Source organism: Pseudomonas sp. P4_B3, assembly GCF_056402295.1.
This window is the reverse complement of record NZ_JBFUHR010000006.1, coordinates 117521-137374: the sequence shown is the minus strand read 5'-3', so window position 1 is coordinate 137374 and position 19854 is coordinate 117521. Positions and strand designations below refer to the sequence as shown.

Here is a 19854-nt window from a genome sequence, read left to right as displayed (position 1 = left end):
CTCCCCAATGAAGCGCCTGAGCCTGCTGGTCGGCCTGCTGTTCAGCCTGTGTGCCTGCGCCAATGGTCCCACACCGCCCAAGTTGCCCTACCACAGCTGGTACGTCGGCCTGGCGGCACCGCGTTTCATGGAAGTGTGGGTCGAGAGCGTGGATGTGCTCGATCAGCGCGGGCTGGCGTTCTTTCGCGTGTCTGCCGGGGTGGCCGGTTACACGCGCAAACCTGAAGGTTGGCACAAAGGGGGCGGATCGATGATGCCGGTGAACAATGTCGACCTGCCGGACCGCATCTTCGTGCGCTGGCAATCGCTGGTGGAGCCGCAAACCTACAAGATCGGTATCCGGATCCCGCAGTGGGTGCGCGATGAGATGGTCAGGCCGGAGCGGGTTTTTTGTAAAGCGGATCAGGAGAATGTAACGCTGTATCGCAACAGAATCACGTTGGGGATGGCGCCCGGTGGCATCGTCAAGGTTTGGGTGGGCGCGGGATGTCTTGGATTCAAGGAAGTCGGGCGTTTTCAGGCCGAGATCGAGCCGCTTGGGCCTTATCAAAACGGTAAGGGTAACTATTACCGCGCACCGAAGCCTGAGGCGCAGGCCTATATCGATCAACACGGGATTCCCTATGGCACTTGGTAAGGGCCACTCCCCAATGAAGCGCCTGATCCGCCTGCTCGAACAGGCTCGGGTCACCACGCTGGACGACGGCGACAGCCACTACCGCATGGTGCTCAAGTCCCCGGACGGCCTGGGCCTGACCTGACACCTGCGCACCGAACTGGGCGCGCGGCCGCTGGCGCTGCTCAAGCTGCGCGGCTTCAAGCTGCCGACGCAGATTTTTCTTGCCGAGGGTGAAAAGGTGCCGCGCTGATTTCGACCCGTGGCAACAGGTTTGCTGGTGAAGCGTGCGATGGAGTGGGTCAGGCAGTTGATTTTTGCTGCCGGTGGTCAGGTGGCGTGGAGGGAGCGGCAATGACGGATTGCGAACCGTTCGTGGATAAAAACCATCAAACAATCGGCGCACGGAAGTGAAAAAAAGGCCGGTGATCTGCGCGATCACCGGCCTTTTTTACAGTTACTGCTTAGACGCGTTCGAAAATCGCAGCAATCCCCTGACCACCACCGATGCACATGGTCACCAGCGCGTAACGGCCGCCGGTGCGGTGCAGTTCGTGGATGGCCTTGGTGGCGATGATCGCGCCGGTTGCGCCCACCGGGTGGCCCAGGGCGATGCCCGAACCGTTCGGGTTGACCTTGGCCGGGTCGAGGTCCAGTTCCTGGCTGACGGCGCAGGCCTGGGCGGCGAAGGCGATGTTGGCTTCGATCACGTCCAGGTCGGCGACGGTCAGGCCGGCGCGCTTGAGCGCCAGGCGCGTGGCCGGGATCGGGCCCAGGCCCATGAACTCAGGTTCGACACCGGCGTGGGCGTAGCTGACCAGGCGGGCAAGTGGCTTCAGGTTGTTGGCCTGGACCGCGTTGCCGCTGGCCATGACCAGTGCCGCTGCACCGTCGTTGAGGCCCGAGGCGTTGCCGGCGGTGACCGAACCGTCCTTCTTGAACGCCGGCTTCATCGCTGCCAGCTGTTCCAGGGACGTGGCGCGCGGATGTTCGTCGACGCTGAACAGTTTGACGCCTTTGCGATCCTGGATTTCCACGGTCGCGATCTGCTCGCTGAAGTAGCCGTTGGCAATCGCGTGGGCGGCGCGATTCTGGTCTTCCAGGGCCAGGGCGTCCTGCATTTCGCGGGTGATGCCGTTGCGCGTGGCGACGTTCTCGGCGGTGATGCCCATGTGAATGCCATGGAACGGGTCATGCAGGATGCCGAGCATGTAGTCGATGACCTGGGCGTTGCCCATGCGCGAACCCCAACGGGCGGCCGGCATCAGGTACGGGCCGCGGCTCATGGATTCGGCACCGGCGCCGACGACGATGTCGGCATCGCCGAGCATCAGGGTCTGGGCGGCGTTGATGATCGCTTGCAGGCCCGAACCGCACAGGCGGTTGACGTTGTAGGCCGGGGTTTCCTTCGGGATGCCGGCGTTCATCGCCGCGACGCGGGAGATGTAGGCATCGCGGGTTTCGGTCGGGATCACGTTGCCCATCACCAGATGGCCAACGAGCGCCGGGTCCACGGCGGCTCGCTCCAGGGCGGCTTTCACGGCCGTGGTCGCGAGATCGGCCAGTGGCACGTCCTTGAGCGAACCACCGAACGTACCGATGGCGGTACGGGCGGCGCTGACGACGTAGATTTCTGGAGTGTTCATGGCTGGTTTCCTTTCGGTGGATTCTTGTCTGTACTGCGATTGATCAGGGCGTTCAAGGCGGTTTTCGCCTCGTCGGTATTCAGGCGCTGGATGAACAGCGTGTTTTCTTCGCGCAGGGTGGCTTCCAGTTCGGCCAGGGAAGCCTGTTTCATCAGCTGCCGGGACTGGCGCAAGGCTTGCTGGGGCATGGCCAGGAAGCGCTGGGCGATTTTTGTCGCCGCCGCCAGGCATTGTGCGCCGTCATCGAAGGCTTCGTTGGCAATGCCCCAGGCCACAGCTTCGTTGCCGTCCAGGCCGTTGCCCAACAGCAGCAGGCTCGCGGCGCGGGCATGGCCGAGCCGGCGTGGCAGCAACAGGCTGGCGCCAAATTCGGGGCACAGGCCGATGTTGACGAACGGCATGCGCAGCTTGGCGTTACGGGTGACCAGCACCAGATCGCAATGCAGCAACAACGTGGTGCCGATGCCGATGGCCGCCCCGCAGACTGCCGCGACCAGCGGTTTTTGCAGGCGCGTGACGACCTTCATCAGGTGGAACGCCGGGGCGTCCAGATGAGTCGGCGGGTGCTGGAGGAAATCCACCAGGTCATTGCCGCTGGTGAAGCAGGTCGGGCCGCCAGTGATGATGATCACGCCGGTCTGCTCGTCTTCGTCGGCGGCCAGCAGCAGGTCGGCCAACTGCGTGTACATGGCGTTGTTCAGTGCGTTGAGCTTGTCCGGGCGGTCGATGGTCAGCGTCAGCATACCGTCGCGTTGCTCGTGTTTGATCAGGTCGGTCATCGCAAACCCAGGGTCGTTCGGATCATATGGCCACTTTAAGCGCCGGACAAACCCCGGATCTATGGCAAAACGGGTCAACTGCACTGCCGCTTTTTGCCATGCCGGTGAGCCAAAAAGCGACACACACCCATTCGGGGTATGGCTGTGCCCGGCGAATCCACCAATAGTGAGGGCATCCGCTCATCCAGAGCCGAACTCGCTATAAGGTGCATTTGCTATGGGCAAGACGCTGCTTAAGGTGATTTCCAGTCTGTTTGTTGTACCGCTGACTTTGAATGCCTACGCCGCTCAAGTGGACGACAGCAATACGCTGCGGCTGTACAACTGGGCGGACTACATCGGTGAGAAAACCATCGCCGATTTCGAAAAGGCCACCGGTATCAAGGTGGTCTACGACACCTTCGATTCCTATGAAACGGTGCAGGCCAAGCTGCTCACCGGTCATTCCGGTTATGACCTGATCGTGTTGAACGCGTCGCTTGCGCCACCGCTGATCAAGGCCAAGGTGTTCCAGCCGCTGGACAAGAAGCTGCTGCCGGGCTGGAGCAACCTCGATCCGAAAGTCCTGCAGGACCTGCAAGGGTATGACCCGGGCACCGCGTACTCGGCGCCGTACACCTGGGGCAGCAATGGCGTTACCTACAATGTCGACAAGATCAAGGAACGCATGCCGGACGCGCCAATCGGTTCGCTGGCGATGATCTTCGATCCGAAGATCGTCTCGCGCTTCGCCGACTGCGGCGTGACCCTGCTCGACGCCCCGACCGAAGTCATCCCCATGGCCCTGAAGTACCTGGGGCGTGACCCGAGAAGCGCCGCACCGGAAGATCTGAAAGCCGCCCAGGACTTGCTGCTGTCGGTGCGGCCGTACATCCGCAAGTTCGACTCGGTCAATTACCTGACCAGCCTGCCCAACGGCGATGTGTGCATGGCCATGACCTGGTCCGGCGACTACGCCACCGCCATGGCCCGTGCCGCCGAAGCCAAGAAGAAGATCGACCTGGCGTACTTCATTCCCAAGGAAGGCTCGCTGATCTGGTTCGACAACATGTACATCCCGGCCGATGCGACGCACGTCGCCAATGCTCACAAACTCCTGGAATACCTGATGCAGCCGCAGGTGATGGCGGACGTGAGCGATTTCATCAATTACGCCAACAGCAACGCCGCGGCCACACCGTTGTTGAACGCCGATGTGCGCAACAACCCGGCCATCTACCCCGACGCACAAACCCGCGAGCGCCTGTTCCCGCAGAAGACCCAGGACGCCAAGGACATGCGAGCGATTACCCGGGTCTGGAGCACCGTGAAAAGCGGCATTTGATTTGTTCGAACATTAGTCAATTCGGTTAGAGGTTTATTTATGGCGACTCCAACACGCACCGTACTTTCGCCGGCGGATGAGTCCAGACTGGTCAAGGCCGATAAGGCCCATCACATGCACGGCTACCACATGTTCGACGAGCATGCCGAACAAGGTTCGTTGAACATCGTCGCAGGCGTAGGCGCCTACATCTACGACACCCAGGGCAACCGCTTTCTCGATGCGGTGGGCGGCATGTGGTGCACCAACATCGGCCTGGGTCGCGAGGAAATGGCCGAGGCCATCGCCGATCAGGTTCGCCAGTTGGCCTATTCCAATCCGTTTTCCGACATGTCGAACAACGTCGCCATCCAGCTGTGCGAAAAACTCGCCAGCCTGGCCCCCGGTGACCTCGACCACGTGTTCCTGACCACCGGCGGCTCCACCGCCGTGGACACCGCGTACCGGTTGATCCAGTACTACCAGAACTGCCGTGGCCTACCTGCGAAGAAGCACGTCATCGCCCGGTTCAACGCCTATCACGGCTCCACCACCCTGACCATGTCGATCGGCAACAAGGCCGCCGACCGGGTGCCGGAGTTCGACTACGCCAACCCGCTGATCCACCACGTCTCCAACCCGAACCCGTACCGCGCGCCGGATGGCATGGACGAGGCGCAGTTCCTCGAGTTTCTGGCCAAGGAGTTCGAAGACAAGATCCTGTCGATTGGCGCGGACAAGGTCGCCGGTTTCTTTGCCGAACCGATCATGGGCTCGGGCGGGGTGATCATTCCGCCGCAGGGTTATCTCAAACGCATGTGGGACATCTGCCAGCGCTACGACATCCTGTTCGTTGCCGACGAAGTGGTGACCTCTTTCGGGCGGTTGGGCAAGTTCTTCGCCTCCTGGGATGTGTTCGACGTGCAACCGGACATCATTACCACCGCCAAGGGCCTGACCTCGGCTTACCTGCCCCTGGGCGCGTGCATCTTTTCCGAGCGCATGTGGAAAGTCATCGCCGAGCCGGGCAAGGGCCGCTGCTTCACCCACGGCTTCACCTACAGCGGCCACCCGGTGTGCTGCACGGCGGCGTTGAAGAACATCGAAATCATCGAGCGGGAAAACCTGCTGGCCCATGTCGACACGGTGGGCGCTTATCTGGAAGAACGCCTGGCAACCCTGCGGGACTTGCCGCTGGTGGGGGATGTGCGTTGCCAGAAACTCATGGCCTGCGTGGAGTTTGTCGCCGATAAACGCACCAAGGCGCTGTTCCCCGACGAGATCAACATCGGCGAGAAGATCCACGTGCGGGCCCAGGCCCGGGGATTGCTGGTGCGGCCGATCATGCACCTCAACGTGATGTCGCCACCGCTGATCCTGACGGTTGCCCAGGTCGATGAAATCGTCGAGACCCTGCGCGTGTGCATTCTGGAAGTGGCCGCCGAGCTTGAAGCGAGCGGACAGTACGCGGGCCAATGATTTCGTCAGTCAGGCTGTTACCAAGGGCGTGTCCAGCCGCTAGACTGCGGGGCATGAGCAAACCACACGACGATACGCTGATCGCGGTGCCCTTCGGGGCATTGCACAAATGGCATGGGGGAATGCGCGAGGCATTCGCCCATGTCGATGAGCCTGACGCCCTGCAACACCTGGCGTCGGCGTTGGCGCAACTGGTGTCCGTCGAGTCGATGATGATCAGCCTGGAGCGCAAGGACCGCGCGCCCCAGTTGCTGCATCAGCGCGGGATTGCCCAGGAATATCAGGTTTCGATCCTGGAGCGCTATTTTGCCGGGGGTTATTTGCTCGACCCGTTCTGCCTGGCGGTGGAGCAGGGGTTAGCGCAAGGGTTCTATCACCTGGAGGAAATTGCCCCGGACAACTTCTTCGACAGTGACTACTACAAATCCTATTACCTGAAGGCGGGCTGTTCGGAAGACAGCTACTACATCGTCGATACCGGCAATGACACGAAGATTTCCGTCAGCCTGTATCAGGGGTTCGGCGGTGAATGCCTGTGCGCCGAACAGCTGAATCTGCTGCGCGCCGTCGAACCGCTGGTGCGTGAATTCATCAGCGAATTCAGTCAGCGTGGACTGCTGCACAGTTCCGGGATTGAGCGTGATAACGAGCAAGGCCTGCGCGATGATCTCAAGCATCGCGTGCAGGCAGCGTTCGAGAACTTCGGTTGTGAGTTGCTGACCGAGCGCGAGCGGCAAGTGGCGCACATGGTCCTGCGCGGGCATTCGGTGAAATCCACTGCCAGCCAGATGAACATCTCGCCGGAAACCGTGCGCATGCACCGCAAGAACCTGTACCTGAAGCTGGAGGTGGGTTCGCAGTCGGAGTTGTTTGCGTTGTTTATCGAGTGGTTGCGTAAACACTGACTTTTCAGGTTTACCAACAACCTGTGGGAGCGAGCTTGCTCGCGATGGCGGTCTGTCGGGACCATTGATGTCGACTGACACTCCCTCATCGCGAGCAAGCTCGCTCCCACAGTTGTAAATGGTTGACCACAGAATTTTCGACCAGCCCAGAACCCTGTGGGAGTGAGCTTGCTCACGATGGCGGAGTGTCAGACGCCATTGATGTTGGCTGACACGCCCTCATCGCGAGCAAGCTCGCTCTCACACCGGATTGCCGCGAACTCGTCCATCGCGATGCTCTCGCACCGATTGGCTCTGCGCCTGATTGAGCGTAGTGGAGCGGATCCTGACTGGTTTGCTGTTGGTTGTCATACAACGAGGAGGGGTCGATAACCACGTTAAAAACTGGCAAGGGAGCGAGCGGAGAGTCGCGTAATTGGGTCAAAGAGCCTGTTTAACGACGTTATTCGATTGTATGTCGCATTTTTAAGGTGGTCAGGCCGTTCAGATCTAAGGGGTTTTCTTGTTGACAGTGTCCCATGGTACTGGCTATAAATCTCATAAGTCATACGACGACGTATGACATCGAAGTCTCATTTAAAAATAATAAGAGTGTCGACATCAACATGAATCCAATCGCCTCCCTCTCGCCCCTGAAATTCCCGCGTTCAGCCATCGGCTTCTACGTCCACACACCCTTGCGCCCGTTACCTGTGACAGCCCGCCACTGACTCGCGTGAGAAACGCAGGCTGAGCAATCAGCCCTCTGTTTCGCAGTGCGTTGTCTGATGAGTTGTCCGAAATCCCGAATGAGTTAGCCCAATCCCTCGGCGGAATATGGCCCGTTTCGTCGTGGACTGATGCATTGAACTGAAGCCCCGCGGCCCAATCGATCTCGTTTTATACCGAGAGATCATCACCAAAAATCTACAATAAAGTGATGCCATGAACCTGAACGAGCCAATGACCGCGCAACGCGTCAGCCAGTCTGTCGGTAAATACCGATGGACCATTTGTGCATTGTTGTTTTTTGCAACCACCGTCAATTACCTCGACCGCCAGGTGCTCAGCCTGTTGGCGCCGGATCTGTCGAGGCAATTTGGCTGGAGCAACACGGATTACGCCAACATTGCCGCCGTGTTCCAGTTCACGTACGCGATTTCCATGCTGTTCGCGGGGCGAGTGGTCGACAAGATCGGCACCAAGGCTGCTTTTGTGGTGGCGATTTGTATTTGGTCGACCGGCGCGATCATGCACGCCTTTGCAGAACCCATGGGCGAGGGCATCGCCGCCATCTGTGGCGCGCTCGGTATTGCGGTCATCCCGGTCTCGATCGCCGGCTTCATGCTGTCGCGCGCTGTGCTGGCGGTCGGTGAATCGGCCAACTTCCCGACCGCAATCAAGGTCACCGCTGAGTATTTTCCGAAGAAGGAACGCTCCTTCGCCACCGGCATTTTCAACTCCGGGGCCAACGTCGGCGCGATCCTGGCACCCATTTCGGTGCCGCTGATCGCTGGCCTGTGGGGCTGGCAGGCAGCGTTCATCGTAATCGGCATGCTGGGCTTTATCTGGATGGGCGTATGGCTGGCGTTTTACGACAAGCCGGAGCAGCAGAAGCGCCTGTCGGCGCAGGAACTGGCGCACATCCGCAGTGATTCCCACGCTGGCGCCGCTGTGCAGACGGGCGTTGGCAAAAAGGTTTCGTGGTTCCAATTGCTGAAATACCGTCAGACGTGGGCGTTTGCCTTCGGCAAGTTCATGACCGATGGTGTGTGGTGGTTCTTTCTATTCTGGCTTCCGACCTACCTGTCGGAGCAGTACGGCCTGAAAGGCGCAGCCATCGTGGTGCCACTGGCCGTGCTGTACAGCATGACCATGGTGGGCAGTATTGGCGGCGGCTGGTTCCCCAGCTATTTCATGGCACGTGGCGACAAGCCGTATGATGGCCGCATGAAAGCCATGCTGGTGATTGCCGTTTTCCCATTGGTGGTGCTGTTGGCGCAGCCATTGGGTCACATCAGCGTCTGGGTACCGGTGTTGCTGATTGGTGTGGGCGCGTCGGCGCATCAGGCCTGGTCGGCCAACATCTTCACCACGGTGTCCGACATGTTTCCGCAAAAGACCGTCGCGTCCGTGGTCGGCATTGGCGGTATGGCGGGTGGGTTGGGCGGAGTCTTGCTGACCAAGATCGGTGGCTGGGTGTTTGACTATTACAAATCGGTGGGTGAAATCCGTACCGGCTACATGATCATGTTCGCCGTCTGCGCGCTGGCCTATCTGGTGGCGTGGAGTGTGATGAAGATGCTGGTGCCTCGCCATAAGGAAATTACCGACCTGTGAATGACGGCTTCGATGACGTCTGCAAAACGGAGTAACCCATCGGATTGAACAAGGCCGCTGAGCAATCAGCGGCCTTTTGCGTTTCAGGTTTGGTGCGCTTTGAATGGCGGGGATTTTGTAGTCGGAGGCGATTGATCTCCCACATTGGGTTCGGGGGCTTACCGGTGGAATTTTTTCAGACCTTCAACACTTTCCCGCCAATGGCCACCGCCACCAGCAACAGCGCCATCAAGGCAAAGGCAAAACTCAGGCTGCTGCCATGGGCGATGAAGCCGATCACGGCCGGCCCCGCCAGAATGCCCGCATAACCCAGGGTGGTAATGGCCGGCACGGCGATGCTTTCGGGCATGACCGTCTGTTTGCCGACAGCGGTGTACAGAACCGGCACAATGTTCGAACAACCGGCACCCAGCAGCGCATAACCCACCAGCGCCGCCTCCCAGCTTGGTGCGAACGTCGCCAGGAACAAGCCTGCGGCAGCCGTCAACCCGCCGAACACAATCACCCGTGTCGCGCCCAACCGCCGTACGATTTTGTCACCGGTCAAACGCCCGGCGGTCATGGTCAGGGCAAACGCCGCATACCCGAGCCCCGCATACGCCGTGTCGATACCGCGTTCCTGTGCCAGGAACACCGCGCTCCAGTCCAGCGCCGCGCCTTCGGCGAGGAACACGATGAAGCACATGCCGCCGATAAACAGGACGATGCCATGGGGTACCGCAAACGCCGGTCCCGAACTCTCGCTGCCGTAGGGCAACAGGTGCGGCACGGCCCTGGCCAGCGCGATCAGCAGCATCACGATCACCACCAGCGTGGCCCCCAGCGGGGAAATCCCCAGGCCAAGCAACCCGCTGACGCCCGCCGCACCGACAATCCCGCCCAGGCTGAACAGGCCATGGAACCCCGACATCATGTTTTTGCCGCTGGCGCGCTCGACGATCACCGCTTGCAGGTTGACCGTCGAATCCACGGTGCCAAGACCCGCGCCGAACATGAACAAGGCTGCGATCAGGGCCGGAATCGACGACACCGTCGCCAGCAATGGCAGGGCGGCACAGATCAGCAGGGTGCCGCCGGTCGTCACCCGTCGGCAACCGAAACGTGTGGCCAGGATCCCGGCCAGCGGCATCGCCAGAATCGAACCCACCCCCAGGCACAGCAGCAACAATCCCAGGGTGCCTTCATCCAGCCCGGCCCGGGACTTGGCATAGGGCACCAACGGCGCCCACGCGGCGATGCCGAACCCGGCGATGAAAAAGGCGATGCGCGTGGACATTTGTTCCAGGCGGCCGGGAACGAAGGTGGTTTGGCTGTTGAGGCTGGTCATAACAATCCTTGGCAAAAAGCGTCGCGTCCTCAACGGACAGTGATCGGCCTGTGAGGGTTCGATCAGTGCCCGGAAAGTTCTACAGTCGTACAGGACGACATCGTTGCACAGCGCCGGTGTTTTTCGCGATATGTTGAGCCATTCCAATGACACGCGGAGGGCGCCATGGCGCAGAGGTACGATGCACGGGGCAATATTTACATCGTGGTAGCGCCAGAAGAATTGCGCCGCCAAGGCATCGACTTGCCCCATCAGGCCAGCCAGGCAGCGCAAACCCTGGAAGCCTGGGCGATAGCCGCGATCGAGGCTTGCTGCAGCTGGGCTCCAGGTACTCAACCGTCCGGCAGCAAAGATCATCGCAGCGACGGTTTGCTGGTCGGACCGTTTCAGTCGTCGCCTCCCTTTGATCTGTTGATCGTCAACACCGACGGTACCCTGGCCGAGCGCAGTGGCAACGGGCTGACGATTTTTTCCCAGGCCCTCAGCGATCAAGGGCTGTTGCCGCAGAACGAAGCCTGTCTGCTCAGGGTTCATCACGACAAGGCTGATACGCCTTCGCCGGGGCAGACTTCGGTGAAAGCCGCAGAGGTCGATGGCGTAAAGGGTTTCTGGCTCGACCTGGGCCAGCCGGGATTCGGGCCGTCGGCGGTCAGTGCTCACGGGGTTGAAGCGGTGGTGTTCAATGGTCGCGAACTCAGCCACGTTGAACAATTGGCGGTACTCAATAGTGCATGGTCGCGCAGCCAGTTCGCGCGGGTCGGCAATCCCCATTGCGTGACGCTGGTGGAAAGTGCCGAGGACCTGCCGAGCAACGAGCAGATGCGTGAGCCGGCGCTGGGTGAGGGGCTGACGCGGATTGCCTATGCCATGCCGGTTGGTGCAGGCAAACCTTGTCCGGCGGGGATCAATCTGCAATGGGCAATGCGCGTGTCCGAAGGGCACATCGCCGCACGGGTATTCGAGCGGGGCGAGGGGCCGACGGCGTCGTCGGGGACCAGTGCCAGCGCGGTGGCCTGTGCGGCCTGGCGGGCAGGTTGGGTCGGCGCCGGGGAGGTCAAGGTGACGATGCCGGGTGGCACGGCGCCGATCTTGCTGGAGGAAGAGTTGGGGGAATTGAGTCGGGTCAGCCTGTTTGGTACGGCTCGAATGATTGGCTGACGGTTAGATAGCCTTCGCGGGCAAGCCCGCTCCTACAGTGGATCGGTGTCGTTCACAAATTCCCTGTAGGAGCGGGCTTGCCCGCGAAGGGGCCAGTCCAGTCAACGCAAATTTCAGCTCAGACCAGCAAACTCCACCACCGGCATCGTCCGCTTCATCAACACCTTGCCCGCACGCACCGAATACAACGGCAACCCCTGGCTGCGGATCACCTCGTAATCACTCTCTGCCGACAGAATCAGCAGATTCGCCGGCCGCCCACGTTCCAGGCCATAGCGATCGCCGAGGTTCATGGCTCTGGCGCTATTGTCCGTCACCAGGTCCAGCGCACTTTGCAGGTTGCGATAACCGAGCATGTGGCAGATGTGCAGCCCGGCTTCCAGCACCCGCAAAATGTTGCCATTACCCAGCGGATACCACGGATCGACGATCGAGTCCTGGCCGAAGCACACGTTCATGCCCGCTTCCAGCAACTCGTTGACCCGGGTCACGCCCCGGCGTTTCGGGAAATTGTCGAAGCGACCTTGCAGGTGGATGCTTTCAGTGGGGCAGGAGACAAAGCTGATCCCCGAATGGCCGAGCAGGCGAAACAGTTTGGCGCAGTAGGCGTTGTCGTAGGAGCCCATGGCGGTGGTGTGGCTGGCCGTGACCCGCGAACCCATGTCGCGGCTGCGGGCCTCTTCGGCGAGTACTTCGAGAAAGCGCGAATGCGGATCGTCGGTTTCGTCGCAATGCACGTCCACCAGGCAACCGCTGCGCTCGGCCAGGTCCATGAGGAACTTCACCGAGCTGACGCCCTGGTCGCGGGTGTACTCGAAATGCGGAATACCACCCACCACGTCCGCGCCCATGCGGATGGCTTCCTCCATCAATTCTCGACCATTGCGGTAGGACTCGATGCCTTCCTGGGGGAACGCGACGATTTGCATATCGATCAGATGCCGGCTTTCCTCGCGGACTTCGAGCATCGCCTTGAGCGCGGTCAATTGCGGGTCGGTGACGTCGACGTGGGTGCGCACATGCTGGATGCCGTGGGCGGCGAGGGTCTGAATGGTTTTCTTCGCGCGGGTCCTGGTATCTTCCAGGGTGATGGTCGCCTTGCGTTCGCCCCAGCACTCGATGCCTTCGAACAGCGTGCCGCTCATGTTCCAGCGCGGATCACCGGCGGTCAGGGTCGCGTCGAGGTGGATGTGCGGCTCGACAAAGGGCGGCACCACCAGATTGCCGCCGGCGTCCAGATCGTCAGGGCCCAGGGTCGGGGCTTCGATCTGGCGGGTGATGCTGCTGATCAGGCCGTTTTCCAGGTACAACTCATGCAGGCCTTCCTGGTTGCGCAGACGGGCGTTGATGATGTGCATCGGGCAGATCCTTTTAGCGAATCGTGTAGGCAATATCCTTACGTTAGCTCGCCTGCGGCGAATCCCGCCAGTTCAAAATGTGGGAGCGGGTTTGTTCAGGTAGATAGTTGCAGGGGTAAAAATCGCATAAGAGCGGCGACGACCGCTTCGGGTGCATCTTCCTGAACCAGATGACCGGCGTTGGGAATCGGATAAAACTGCGATCCGGGAATCATCCGATGCAGCGCCTGCCCGCGTTCGATGGGAATCCACTGGTCATCCTCTCCCCACAGGATCTGCACCGGGCAGCGAATCGTCGGGTACAGGCCCTCGGCCTCGCAGGTATAGCGCTCGTCCATCTGCGCGATCTGCCGGTAGAACGCCGCTTGCCCCGGCTCTCCCAGCCATGGCTGAACGTAGGGGGCGAGTTCGGCGTCGGGAATTTCCCGCTTGATCGCCCCGCGAATATAGGTCGGCACGATGGCGCGCTGGATGTAATCGGGCAGTCCGCTGAACGCCGCTTCATGCTGACGCACATGCTGCACGAACGGCGAACCCCAGGGCGTCAGCGCCACCGGGTCGATCAGCGTCAGGCTGCGGTAATCCTTGCCATTGAGCAGATGCGCGCGCAGGGCGGTGGCGCCGCCGAAGTCGTGGGCCACCACGTCGGGGCAATCCAGGCGCCAATGCTCCAGCAACTGCGCCAACAACTGGTTTTGCACACCGAGCGAGACATCGTCGTCGGGTTGTGCCGACTGCCCGTAGCCCAGCAGATCGAAGTAGTAGACGCGGTGAGTGGCCGTGAAGTACGGCGCGATCCGGTGCCACACACAGGAAGAAAAGGGCGTGCCATGCACGAACACCAGCGGCGGGCCGTCACCGCGCACGGCGTAGCGCACTTGATGTCCGTTGAAGGCAAAGACCTGATCCAGCGGCCAGTCAGTCATGGGCTTGTCCTCTTGGCGGGGGAAGAGGCAAAAAGCATAGGCATAAAAAAACAGCCGATGAAGGCTGTTTTTCATGTCACTGACGAAACGCTGGCTTATTCGCCGCGATAGATGCAACCGCTGGTGCAGGTCTCGTGGATGCGGATTGCACTGAGCTCCGGCAGCAGGGGCTTCATTTCCTGCCAGATAAACTTGGCCAACACTTCGCTGGTCGGGTTTTCCAGGCCGGGAATGTCGTTCAGGTAGTTGTGGTCCAGTCGCTCGTACAGCGGCTTGAAGATCGCCTTGATTTCCGAGAAGTCGCGGATCCAGCCAGTGTGCGGGTCGAGGTCGCCGCTCAGGTGGATCGCCACTTTGAACGAGTGACCGTGCAGGCGGCCGCACTTGTGGCCGTCCGGTACGTGGGGCAGGCGGTGGGCGGATTCGAAAGTAAATTCCTTGAAGATTTCCACAGTGTTTTCAGCTCTGTTCAGGTGGCGTTCGCCGCAGCGATTCGGGCAGGCGGCGAGTTTACCAGTTTGTCCTGACTAAAGGGTCAGCAAGCGCTCGCCGAGGCGACCGTTGGCGGCCAGTTCGAGGAATTCGTCGCCCATGCGGCGGCTTTCGTCCATGGTCGTGCGCCAGTATTTCTGCCGGCTCGGGGCGTCGCCCATGAAGCGTTTGAAGTCGTTACGGTCCGGCAGTTTGCCGTAGGGCAGGCGCGCCAGGTAGTCCTTCGACGGCGCCAGCAGCAGCACGTTTTGCAAGCGAGCCGGGCAGGCGCGGCGCCACGGCAGGGTCTTGTCGAACCAGCCGGGAATCACCCGGTCGGTGAAGTGCGGGTAGAGCACGATGTCGTTGCCGCTGTAGGGCAGGTCCAGGTGATAGTCCAGCAGGCCGCCGTCGCGGTAGGTTCCCGCACCGGCACCCGGCAGGTCACGCACGCCTTCCATCACCATCGGAATCGAGCCCGAAGCGAGCAAGGCCTGGCGCAAATTGCCGGTGTTGAGGGCGACGAAGCGCGACGGGAAGTCATTCAAGGCATTGACCGGCGGCGCCAGGCGCGGGTCGTGGATGATCAGGCGTTCGAAGTGCCGGGCCAGCCGCGCCCGGCCACGCAGGTTGTCGGCGATGACCGAGGACAGGCCCAGCCCCAGGCGAGCGCGATGATCGTCGGCGAGCAGGCCGTGGCTTTTGACCACCATGATGTTCAGGCGGTAATCGCTGTTGCCGAGGATCGAGGCATCGCGACCGTCGAGCAGGTCATTGAGCATGCGCCGGGAGCTCTGGCTGATCTGCGCCATGGTCACGCCCTTGGCGAAACTCTGCTCGGTGTACAGCTGCCCGAGACGCCGGATGCCCTCGGCGGCGTCCGGCAGGCAGGCGCTGGCGAAGCGCCAGGAACCCACCGATGCGCCAATCAGCGAGCGTTCCCGCGGTGCCGCCGGCAGCCACTCGCCGAACAGCGCCAGGTCCAGTCCCTGAATCCCCAGCGCCTTCGGACCGCCGGCCGCGCCAGGCAAGGTGCCGACCTCGGCCGCGTTAAGGCCGTTGGCGCGGATGTGCGCATAGGCGCGCGGACCGGCCTTGAGGGTCAGGGAAGGGGACTTGATGTGGATGGCGGTCATACCGGTCTCGATGTGTGTGTAGGAGCTGCCGAAGGCTGCGATCTTTTGATCTTTTGCTAGGCGACTCAAGTGAAAGTGAGAAAGGATCGCAGCCTTCGGCAGCTCCTGCAGGATTTGTGGGGTTGGCAATGATGGCAATTCAGCTTCAATTAAGTTCAGCTGGTTAAGATGGCTCGCCTGGACCCCGACGCAACGCTGAGGTAGCGCGACGCTGATACCATAGTGGCTTTCGAGAAGCTCACACCACTCGCACCGACCGGGATCTGGAATTAGACGCTGTCAGCGGGCAGGTTCTCAAGGATCATCAGGATTGGTAATGAAGGTGTTTCTATTCAAGCGATGCACCGGCAGCTGGATAGCGCTGGTGCTTCTGGCTTTTTGCTCGGCAGTGATGGCCCACGACCTGGACCAGGATGAAGCCCTGCGCCTGCGTCAACAGGGCGTGATCCTGCCGCTGGAGCAACTGCTGCAGCAGGCAATGGATCGCTACCCCGGCGCGAAACTGCTGGAAGCCGGGCTCGAAGAAAAACATGACGTCTACATTTATGAAGTCGAGCTGCTGACCCCTGAAGGCGTGGTTCGCGAACTGGACATCGAAGCCTCCACCGGCCGTTTACTCAAAGACAAGGAAGACTGATCCATGCGTTTGCTGCTGGTGGAAGACCATGTGCCCCTGGCCGACGAACTGCTGGCCGGTCTCAACCGCCAGGGCTATGCGGTGGACTGGCTGGCCGATGGTCGCGACGCGGTGTATCAGGGCAGTACTGAACCTTACGACCTGATCATCCTCGACCTCGGTTTGCCGGGCGTGCCGGGGCTTGAGGTGCTGGCGCAATGGCGCGCGACAGGGCTGGCCACGCCGGTGCTGATCCTGACCGCCCGTGGTTCCTGGGCCGAGCGCATCGAAGGCCTGAAGGCCGGCGCCGATGATTACCTGACCAAACCGTTTCATCCCGAAGAGCTGTTTTTGCGCATCCAGGCGTTGCTGCGCCGCTCCCATGGCCAGGTCAACCAGCCAACGCTCAAGGCCGCCGGTCTGCATCTGGACGAAGGTCGCCAGTGCGTTGTCCGCGACGGTGCGGACATTCAGCTGACTGCCGCGGAGTTTCGCCTGTTGCGTTATTTCATGCTGCACCCCGAGCGGATCCTCTCCAAAAGCCACCTCGCCGAGCACCTCTACGACGGTGAAACCGAGCGCGACTCCAATGTGCTGGAGGTCCACGTCAACCATTTGCGCCGCAAGCTCGGCAAAAGTGTGATTGAAACCCGTCGCGGCCAGGGCTACCTGTTCGGCGGGCAAGCCCGGTGAGATCGATCCAGCGCCGCTTGAGCCTGGGCCTGATCAGCGTGATGGTGGTCGTTGGCCTGATACTGGCGCAAACCAGCCTGTGGCTGTTCGAAATGGGTTTGCAGCGCTACCTCGAGGCCGGGTTGCGCAATGACAGCGAGAACCTGCTGGCGGCACTGGTGCGCGGGCCGCAAGGCTTGCAACTGGATGAACGACGCCTGTCGCCGGCCTATCAGCGGCCGTTTTCCGGGCATTATTTCCGCATCGATCTCGCCGACGGCCATTGGCGTTCCCGTTCCTTATGGGATCAGGAGCTGCCAGCGCTCGATCAACCCGGCCTGCACGACGACCTGCAACTGGGGCCGGAAGGGCAACAGTTGCTGGTATTGCGTACGGACTATCGACGTTCGGGGTTGCCGATCTCCATCAGCGTCGCCGAGGATTACACGCCAATACGCGAAAGCTTCCGGCTTATGCAACAGCTCGGGTTGGGCCTCGGTTTGACCGGGCTGCTGGTGATTCTGTTGCTGCAACGGATCACCGTGCGCCGCGCCTTGCGCCCGCTGGAGCAGGCGCGCGAACAGATCGCGCAGTTGCAACAGGGCCAGCGCTCGCAACTCGATGATCAGGTGCCGGTGGAGCTGGAGCCACTGGTGGCGCAGATCAACCACTTGCTGGCCCACACCGAAGACAGCCTCAAGCGCTCGCGCAATGCCTTGGGCAACCTCGGCCACGCGTTGAAAACGCCGCTGGCGGTGCTGTTGAGCCTGGCCTCGAGCGAGCAACTCGACGCGCACCCGCAACTGCGCAAGGTCCTCAAGGAACAACTGCAGCAGGTCGAGCAACGGCTCAATCGCGAACTCAATCGTGCGCGGTTGTCCGGCGATGCGCTGCCGGGCGCGCTGTTTGATTGCGATGCTGAACTCCCCGGATTGCTGGCAACCCTGAACATGATCCATGGCGAACACCTGGCGCTGAGCTACCGCGCACCGCCCGGCCTGCAATTGCCCTGGGATCGTGAAGACCTGCTGGAACTGCTGGGCAACCTGCTGGACAACGCCTGCAAATGGGCGGATGCCGAGGTGCGGCTGAGTGTGGTCGAGCGGGCGCAGGGGTTTGAACTGAGTGTGGAAGATGATGGCCCGGGCATTCCCGAAGAGCGTCGCGATCAGGTGTTTGGTCGAGGTACGCGGCTGGATGAGCAAACCCATGGGCATGGTTTGGGGCTGGGGATCGTGCGTGACATCGTCGATAGCTGGGGCGGCAAACTGTCGTTGCTGGAAAGCGAGTGGGGCGGGTTGAAGGTCGTCATCGAATTGCCCAAGCACTGATAATCGCCGTCCTGTAGGAGCGAGCTTGCTCGCGATGATCGTTAACGATGACGCGCCCTTTCTGATTCACAGCGGCGCCCTTGCGTTCATCGCGAGCAAGCTCGCTCCTACAGTGATTTGTGTCTACCTCAGGTGTGATGAATCTCCCGATCCTTGGTTTCCGGCATGAAGAAAATACCCAGCACCGCCGTCATCACCGCGATGACGATCGGATACCACAGCCCATAGTAGATATCCCCCGTGGCCGCCACCATGGCGAACGCCACCGTCGGCAGGAAACCACCGAACCAGCCATTGCCGATGTGATAGGGCAGCGACATCGAGGTGTAGCGGATGCGTGCCGGGAACAGTTCCACCAGCCAGGCGGCGATCGGCCCGTAGACCATGGTCACGTAGATCACCAGGATGGTCAGGAGCAACAGCACCATCGGGTAGTTGGTCTTGGCCGGGTCGGCCTTCTCGGGGTAGCCGGCGTCCTTGAGGGCAGTGACGAGGTTGGCGGTAAAGGCGTCGTTCCTGGCCTTGAAGTCGGCGGCCGGCATGCCGGTGCCCTCGAAGCTCTCGATCACTTTCTCGCCAATGCGCACCTGTGCAACAGCGCCCGGCTCGGCGTTCACGTTCTTGTAGGGGATGGCCTTTTTGGCCAGCACGGTCTTGGCCAGGTCGCAGGAGCTGGTGAATTTGGCCTTGCCCACCGGGTCGAACTGGAACGAGCACTGGCCTGGATTGGCGATGACCGTGACCGGGTTCTTCTCCTGCGCAATGAACACGTCGGGGTTACCGTACTGGGTCAACGCATGGAAGATCGGGAAGTAAGTCAGTGCCGCGATGATGCAGCCGGCCATGATGATGCCCTTGCGACCGATGCGGTCAGACAGGCTGCCGAATATGACGAAGAACGGTGTGCCGATCAGCAGTGAGCCGGCAATTAGCAGGTTGGCGGTCTGTGGGTCGATCTTCAGCGTCTGCAGCAGGAAGAACAGCGCATAGAATTGCCCGGTGTACCAGACCACGGCCTGGCCAGCGGTGCCACCGAGCAGGGCCATGATCACGATCTTGAGGTTTTCCCAGCGGGCGAAGGATTCGGTCAGCGGTGCCTTGGACGCCTTGCCTTCAGCCTTCATTTTCATGAACACAGGTGATTCGCTGAGTTGCAGGCGGATGTACACCGAGACGATCAGCAGCAGGATCGACAGCAGGAACGGAATCCGCCAGCCCCAGGCTTCGAAGGCTTCGGTGCCCAGAGCGGTACGGCAGGCGAGGATCACCAGCAGTGAAAGAAACAGGCCGAGGGTTGCTGTCGTCTGGATCCACGAGGTGAAGTAGCCACGTTTGCCCTTGGGGGCGTGTTCGGCCACGTAGGTCGCTGCACCGCCGTATTCACCGCCCAGCGCCAGGCCTTGCATAAGGCGCAGGCTGATCAGAATGATCGGCGCGGCTACGCCGATGGTTGCATAGCCCGGCAGCAAACCCACCACAGCCGTGGAAATACCCATGATCACGATGGTGATGAGGAACGTGTGTTTACGCCCGATCATGTCGCCCAGTCGACCGAACACAATCGCCCCGAAGGGCCGCACGGCGAAGCCGGCAGCGAAGGCGAGCAGGGCGAAGATGAAGGAAGTCGTTTCGTTGACACCGGCGAAGAAGTGCTTGGCGATAATCGCCGCGAGGGAACCGTACAGGTAGAAGTCATACCATTCGAACACGGTGCCCAGGGACGAGGCGAAAATGACCTTGCGTTCCTCCCTGGTGATTCCGTGGTTGGGCGCGCTGCCCGTGGCTGTATTGTCGATTGCTGCCATGAGTATT

General features: G+C 61.0%; 17 protein-coding genes and 1 pseudogene. 10 read left to right on the top strand and 8 right to left on the bottom strand.

Going from position 1 to position 19854, the window contains the following annotated elements; genetic code table 11:
- Positions 1–7: 7 nt before the first annotated feature.
- Together AC1DWG_RS08465 and AC1DWG_RS08460 are read left to right on the top strand one after the other, a co-directional pair.
- Entirely contained in the window at positions 8–637 is a 630-nt protein-coding gene (locus AC1DWG_RS08465) for a DUF2931 family protein (protein ID WP_477787632.1), read from the top strand.
- A 22-nt stretch (positions 638–659) separates the two neighbouring features.
- Positions 660–869 (top strand): annotated as a pseudogene (locus tag AC1DWG_RS08460) (type VI secretion IcmF C-terminal domain-containing protein); the annotation flags it as partial.
- Between the two features lie 211 nt (positions 870–1080).
- Here AC1DWG_RS08460 and AC1DWG_RS08455 read toward each other — a convergent pair.
- Together AC1DWG_RS08455 and AC1DWG_RS08450 are read right to left on the bottom strand one after the other, a co-directional pair.
- Positions 1081–2262, bottom strand: a complete 1182-nt coding sequence (locus AC1DWG_RS08455; protein WP_477787631.1) for an acetyl-CoA C-acyltransferase family protein — start codon at positions 2260–2262, stop codon at positions 1081–1083.
- Positions 2259–3041, bottom strand: a complete 783-nt coding sequence (locus AC1DWG_RS08450; protein ID WP_477765539.1) for an enoyl-CoA hydratase-related protein — start codon at positions 3039–3041, stop codon at positions 2259–2261. Before AC1DWG_RS08450 ends, AC1DWG_RS08455 begins: the two co-directional genes overlap by 4 nt.
- 217 nt (positions 3042–3258) lie before the next feature.
- Here AC1DWG_RS08450 and AC1DWG_RS08445 point away from each other — a divergent pair, with 217 nt between their 5' ends.
- The 4 genes from AC1DWG_RS08445 (at position 3259) to AC1DWG_RS08430 (ending at position 9047) form a co-directional block, all read left to right on the top strand.
- Positions 3259–4365 carry a polyamine ABC transporter substrate-binding protein gene (locus tag AC1DWG_RS08445; RefSeq protein ID WP_477787630.1) on the top strand — a complete coding sequence of 369 codons (1107 nt, stop codon included), beginning with the start codon at positions 3259–3261 and terminating at the stop codon, positions 4363–4365.
- A 39-nt stretch (positions 4366–4404) separates the two neighbouring features.
- The gene (locus AC1DWG_RS08440; protein WP_477787629.1) at positions 4405–5823 is read left to right on the top strand and encodes an aminotransferase; all 1419 of its coding nucleotides are present in this window, start codon (positions 4405–4407) and stop codon (positions 5821–5823) included.
- On the top strand, positions 5820–6728 hold the full coding sequence (locus tag AC1DWG_RS08435; RefSeq protein ID WP_477787628.1) for a LuxR C-terminal-related transcriptional regulator: 909 nt from the start codon (positions 5820–5822) through the stop codon (positions 6726–6728). Before AC1DWG_RS08440 ends, AC1DWG_RS08435 begins: the two co-directional genes overlap by 4 nt.
- Positions 6729–7652: 924 nt before the next feature.
- A complete protein-coding gene (locus tag AC1DWG_RS08430) occupies positions 7653–9047 on the top strand; it encodes an MFS transporter (RefSeq protein WP_477787627.1) in 1395 nt (464 codons plus the stop codon).
- 175 nt (positions 9048–9222) lie between these two features.
- Here AC1DWG_RS08430 and AC1DWG_RS08425 read toward each other — a convergent pair whose 3' ends face one another.
- A complete protein-coding gene (locus AC1DWG_RS08425) occupies positions 9223–10374 on the bottom strand; it encodes an MFS transporter (RefSeq protein ID WP_477787626.1) in 1152 nt (383 codons plus the stop codon).
- A gap of 165 nt (positions 10375–10539) precedes the next feature.
- Between AC1DWG_RS08425 and AC1DWG_RS08420 the strand changes: the two genes are divergently transcribed.
- Positions 10540–11532: a diaminopimelate epimerase gene (locus AC1DWG_RS08420; protein WP_477763348.1), complete on the top strand. Its 993-nt coding sequence runs from the start codon at positions 10540–10542 to the stop codon at positions 11530–11532.
- A gap of 113 nt (positions 11533–11645) precedes the next feature.
- Here AC1DWG_RS08420 and codA read toward each other — a convergent pair whose 3' ends face one another.
- From codA to AC1DWG_RS08400, 4 genes are all read right to left on the bottom strand, one after another.
- Positions 11646–12890: a cytosine deaminase gene (gene codA / locus AC1DWG_RS08415; protein ID WP_477787625.1), complete on the bottom strand. Its 1245-nt coding sequence runs from the start codon at positions 12888–12890 to the stop codon at positions 11646–11648.
- Between the two features lie 95 nt (positions 12891–12985).
- Complete coding sequence (locus tag AC1DWG_RS08410; RefSeq protein ID WP_477763350.1) at positions 12986–13816, bottom strand: alpha/beta fold hydrolase; 831 nt, start codon at positions 13814–13816, stop codon at positions 12986–12988.
- A gap of 95 nt (positions 13817–13911) precedes the next feature.
- On the bottom strand, positions 13912–14268 hold the full coding sequence (gene queD, locus AC1DWG_RS08405) for a 6-carboxytetrahydropterin synthase QueD (protein ID WP_008049817.1): 357 nt from the start codon (positions 14266–14268) through the stop codon (positions 13912–13914).
- Between the two features lie 75 nt (positions 14269–14343).
- Positions 14344–15423: a patatin-like phospholipase family protein gene (locus tag AC1DWG_RS08400; protein WP_477787624.1), complete on the bottom strand. Its 1080-nt coding sequence runs from the start codon at positions 15421–15423 to the stop codon at positions 14344–14346.
- A gap of 316 nt (positions 15424–15739) precedes the next feature.
- Between AC1DWG_RS08400 and AC1DWG_RS08395 the strand changes: the two genes are divergently transcribed.
- Genes AC1DWG_RS08395 through AC1DWG_RS08385 form a run of 3 tightly spaced genes read left to right on the top strand, consistent with a single transcriptional unit; the run spans position 15740 to position 18042 of the window.
- A complete protein-coding gene (locus AC1DWG_RS08395; protein ID WP_477754511.1) occupies positions 15740–16060 on the top strand; it encodes a PepSY domain-containing protein in 321 nt (106 codons plus the stop codon).
- 3 nt (positions 16061–16063) lie between these two features.
- Entirely contained in the window at positions 16064–16732 is a 669-nt protein-coding gene (locus tag AC1DWG_RS08390) for a response regulator transcription factor (protein WP_477754510.1), read from the top strand.
- On the top strand, positions 16729–18042 hold the full coding sequence (locus AC1DWG_RS08385) for a sensor histidine kinase (RefSeq protein WP_477787623.1): 1314 nt from the start codon (positions 16729–16731) through the stop codon (positions 18040–18042). The genes AC1DWG_RS08390 and AC1DWG_RS08385 overlap by 4 nt, the downstream gene beginning before the upstream one ends.
- 128 nt (positions 18043–18170) lie before the next feature.
- Here AC1DWG_RS08385 and AC1DWG_RS08380 read toward each other — a convergent pair whose 3' ends face one another.
- Positions 18171–19847, bottom strand: a complete 1677-nt coding sequence (locus AC1DWG_RS08380) for an MFS transporter (protein WP_477787622.1) — start codon at positions 19845–19847, stop codon at positions 18171–18173.
- Positions 19848–19854 lie beyond the last annotated feature (7 nt).

Coding starts and splice junctions, on each gene's coding strand:
- codA (WP_477787625.1), bottom strand. CDS start 12,890: ATGCACATCATCAACGCCCGTCTGCGCAACCAGGAAGGCCTGCATGAG.
- AC1DWG_RS08455 (WP_477787631.1), bottom strand. CDS start 2,262: ATGAACACTCCAGAAATCTACGTCGTCAGCGCCGCCCGTACCGCCATC.
- AC1DWG_RS08395 (WP_477754511.1), top strand. CDS start 15,740: ATGAAGGTGTTTCTATTCAAGCGATGCACCGGCAGCTGGATAGCGCTG.
- AC1DWG_RS08425 (WP_477787626.1), bottom strand. CDS start 10,374: ATGACCAGCCTCAACAGCCAAACCACCTTCGTTCCCGGCCGCCTGGAA.
- AC1DWG_RS08430 (WP_477787627.1), top strand. CDS start 7,653: ATGAACCTGAACGAGCCAATGACCGCGCAACGCGTCAGCCAGTCTGTC.
- AC1DWG_RS08450 (WP_477765539.1), bottom strand. CDS start 3,041: ATGACCGACCTGATCAAACACGAGCAACGCGACGGTATGCTGACGCTG.
- AC1DWG_RS08410 (WP_477763350.1), bottom strand. CDS start 13,816: ATGACTGACTGGCCGCTGGATCAGGTCTTTGCCTTCAACGGACATCAA.
- AC1DWG_RS08390 (WP_477754510.1), top strand. CDS start 16,064: ATGCGTTTGCTGCTGGTGGAAGACCATGTGCCCCTGGCCGACGAACTG.
- AC1DWG_RS08445 (WP_477787630.1), top strand. CDS start 3,259: ATGGGCAAGACGCTGCTTAAGGTGATTTCCAGTCTGTTTGTTGTACCG.
- AC1DWG_RS08400 (WP_477787624.1), bottom strand. CDS start 15,423: ATGACCGCCATCCACATCAAGTCCCCTTCCCTGACCCTCAAGGCCGGT.
- AC1DWG_RS08465 (WP_477787632.1), top strand. CDS start 8: ATGAAGCGCCTGAGCCTGCTGGTCGGCCTGCTGTTCAGCCTGTGTGCC.
- AC1DWG_RS08420 (WP_477763348.1), top strand. CDS start 10,540: ATGGCGCAGAGGTACGATGCACGGGGCAATATTTACATCGTGGTAGCG.
- AC1DWG_RS08440 (WP_477787629.1), top strand. CDS start 4,405: ATGGCGACTCCAACACGCACCGTACTTTCGCCGGCGGATGAGTCCAGA.
- AC1DWG_RS08380 (WP_477787622.1), bottom strand. CDS start 19,847: ATGGCAGCAATCGACAATACAGCCACGGGCAGCGCGCCCAACCACGGA.
- AC1DWG_RS08435 (WP_477787628.1), top strand. CDS start 5,820: ATGATTTCGTCAGTCAGGCTGTTACCAAGGGCGTGTCCAGCCGCTAGA.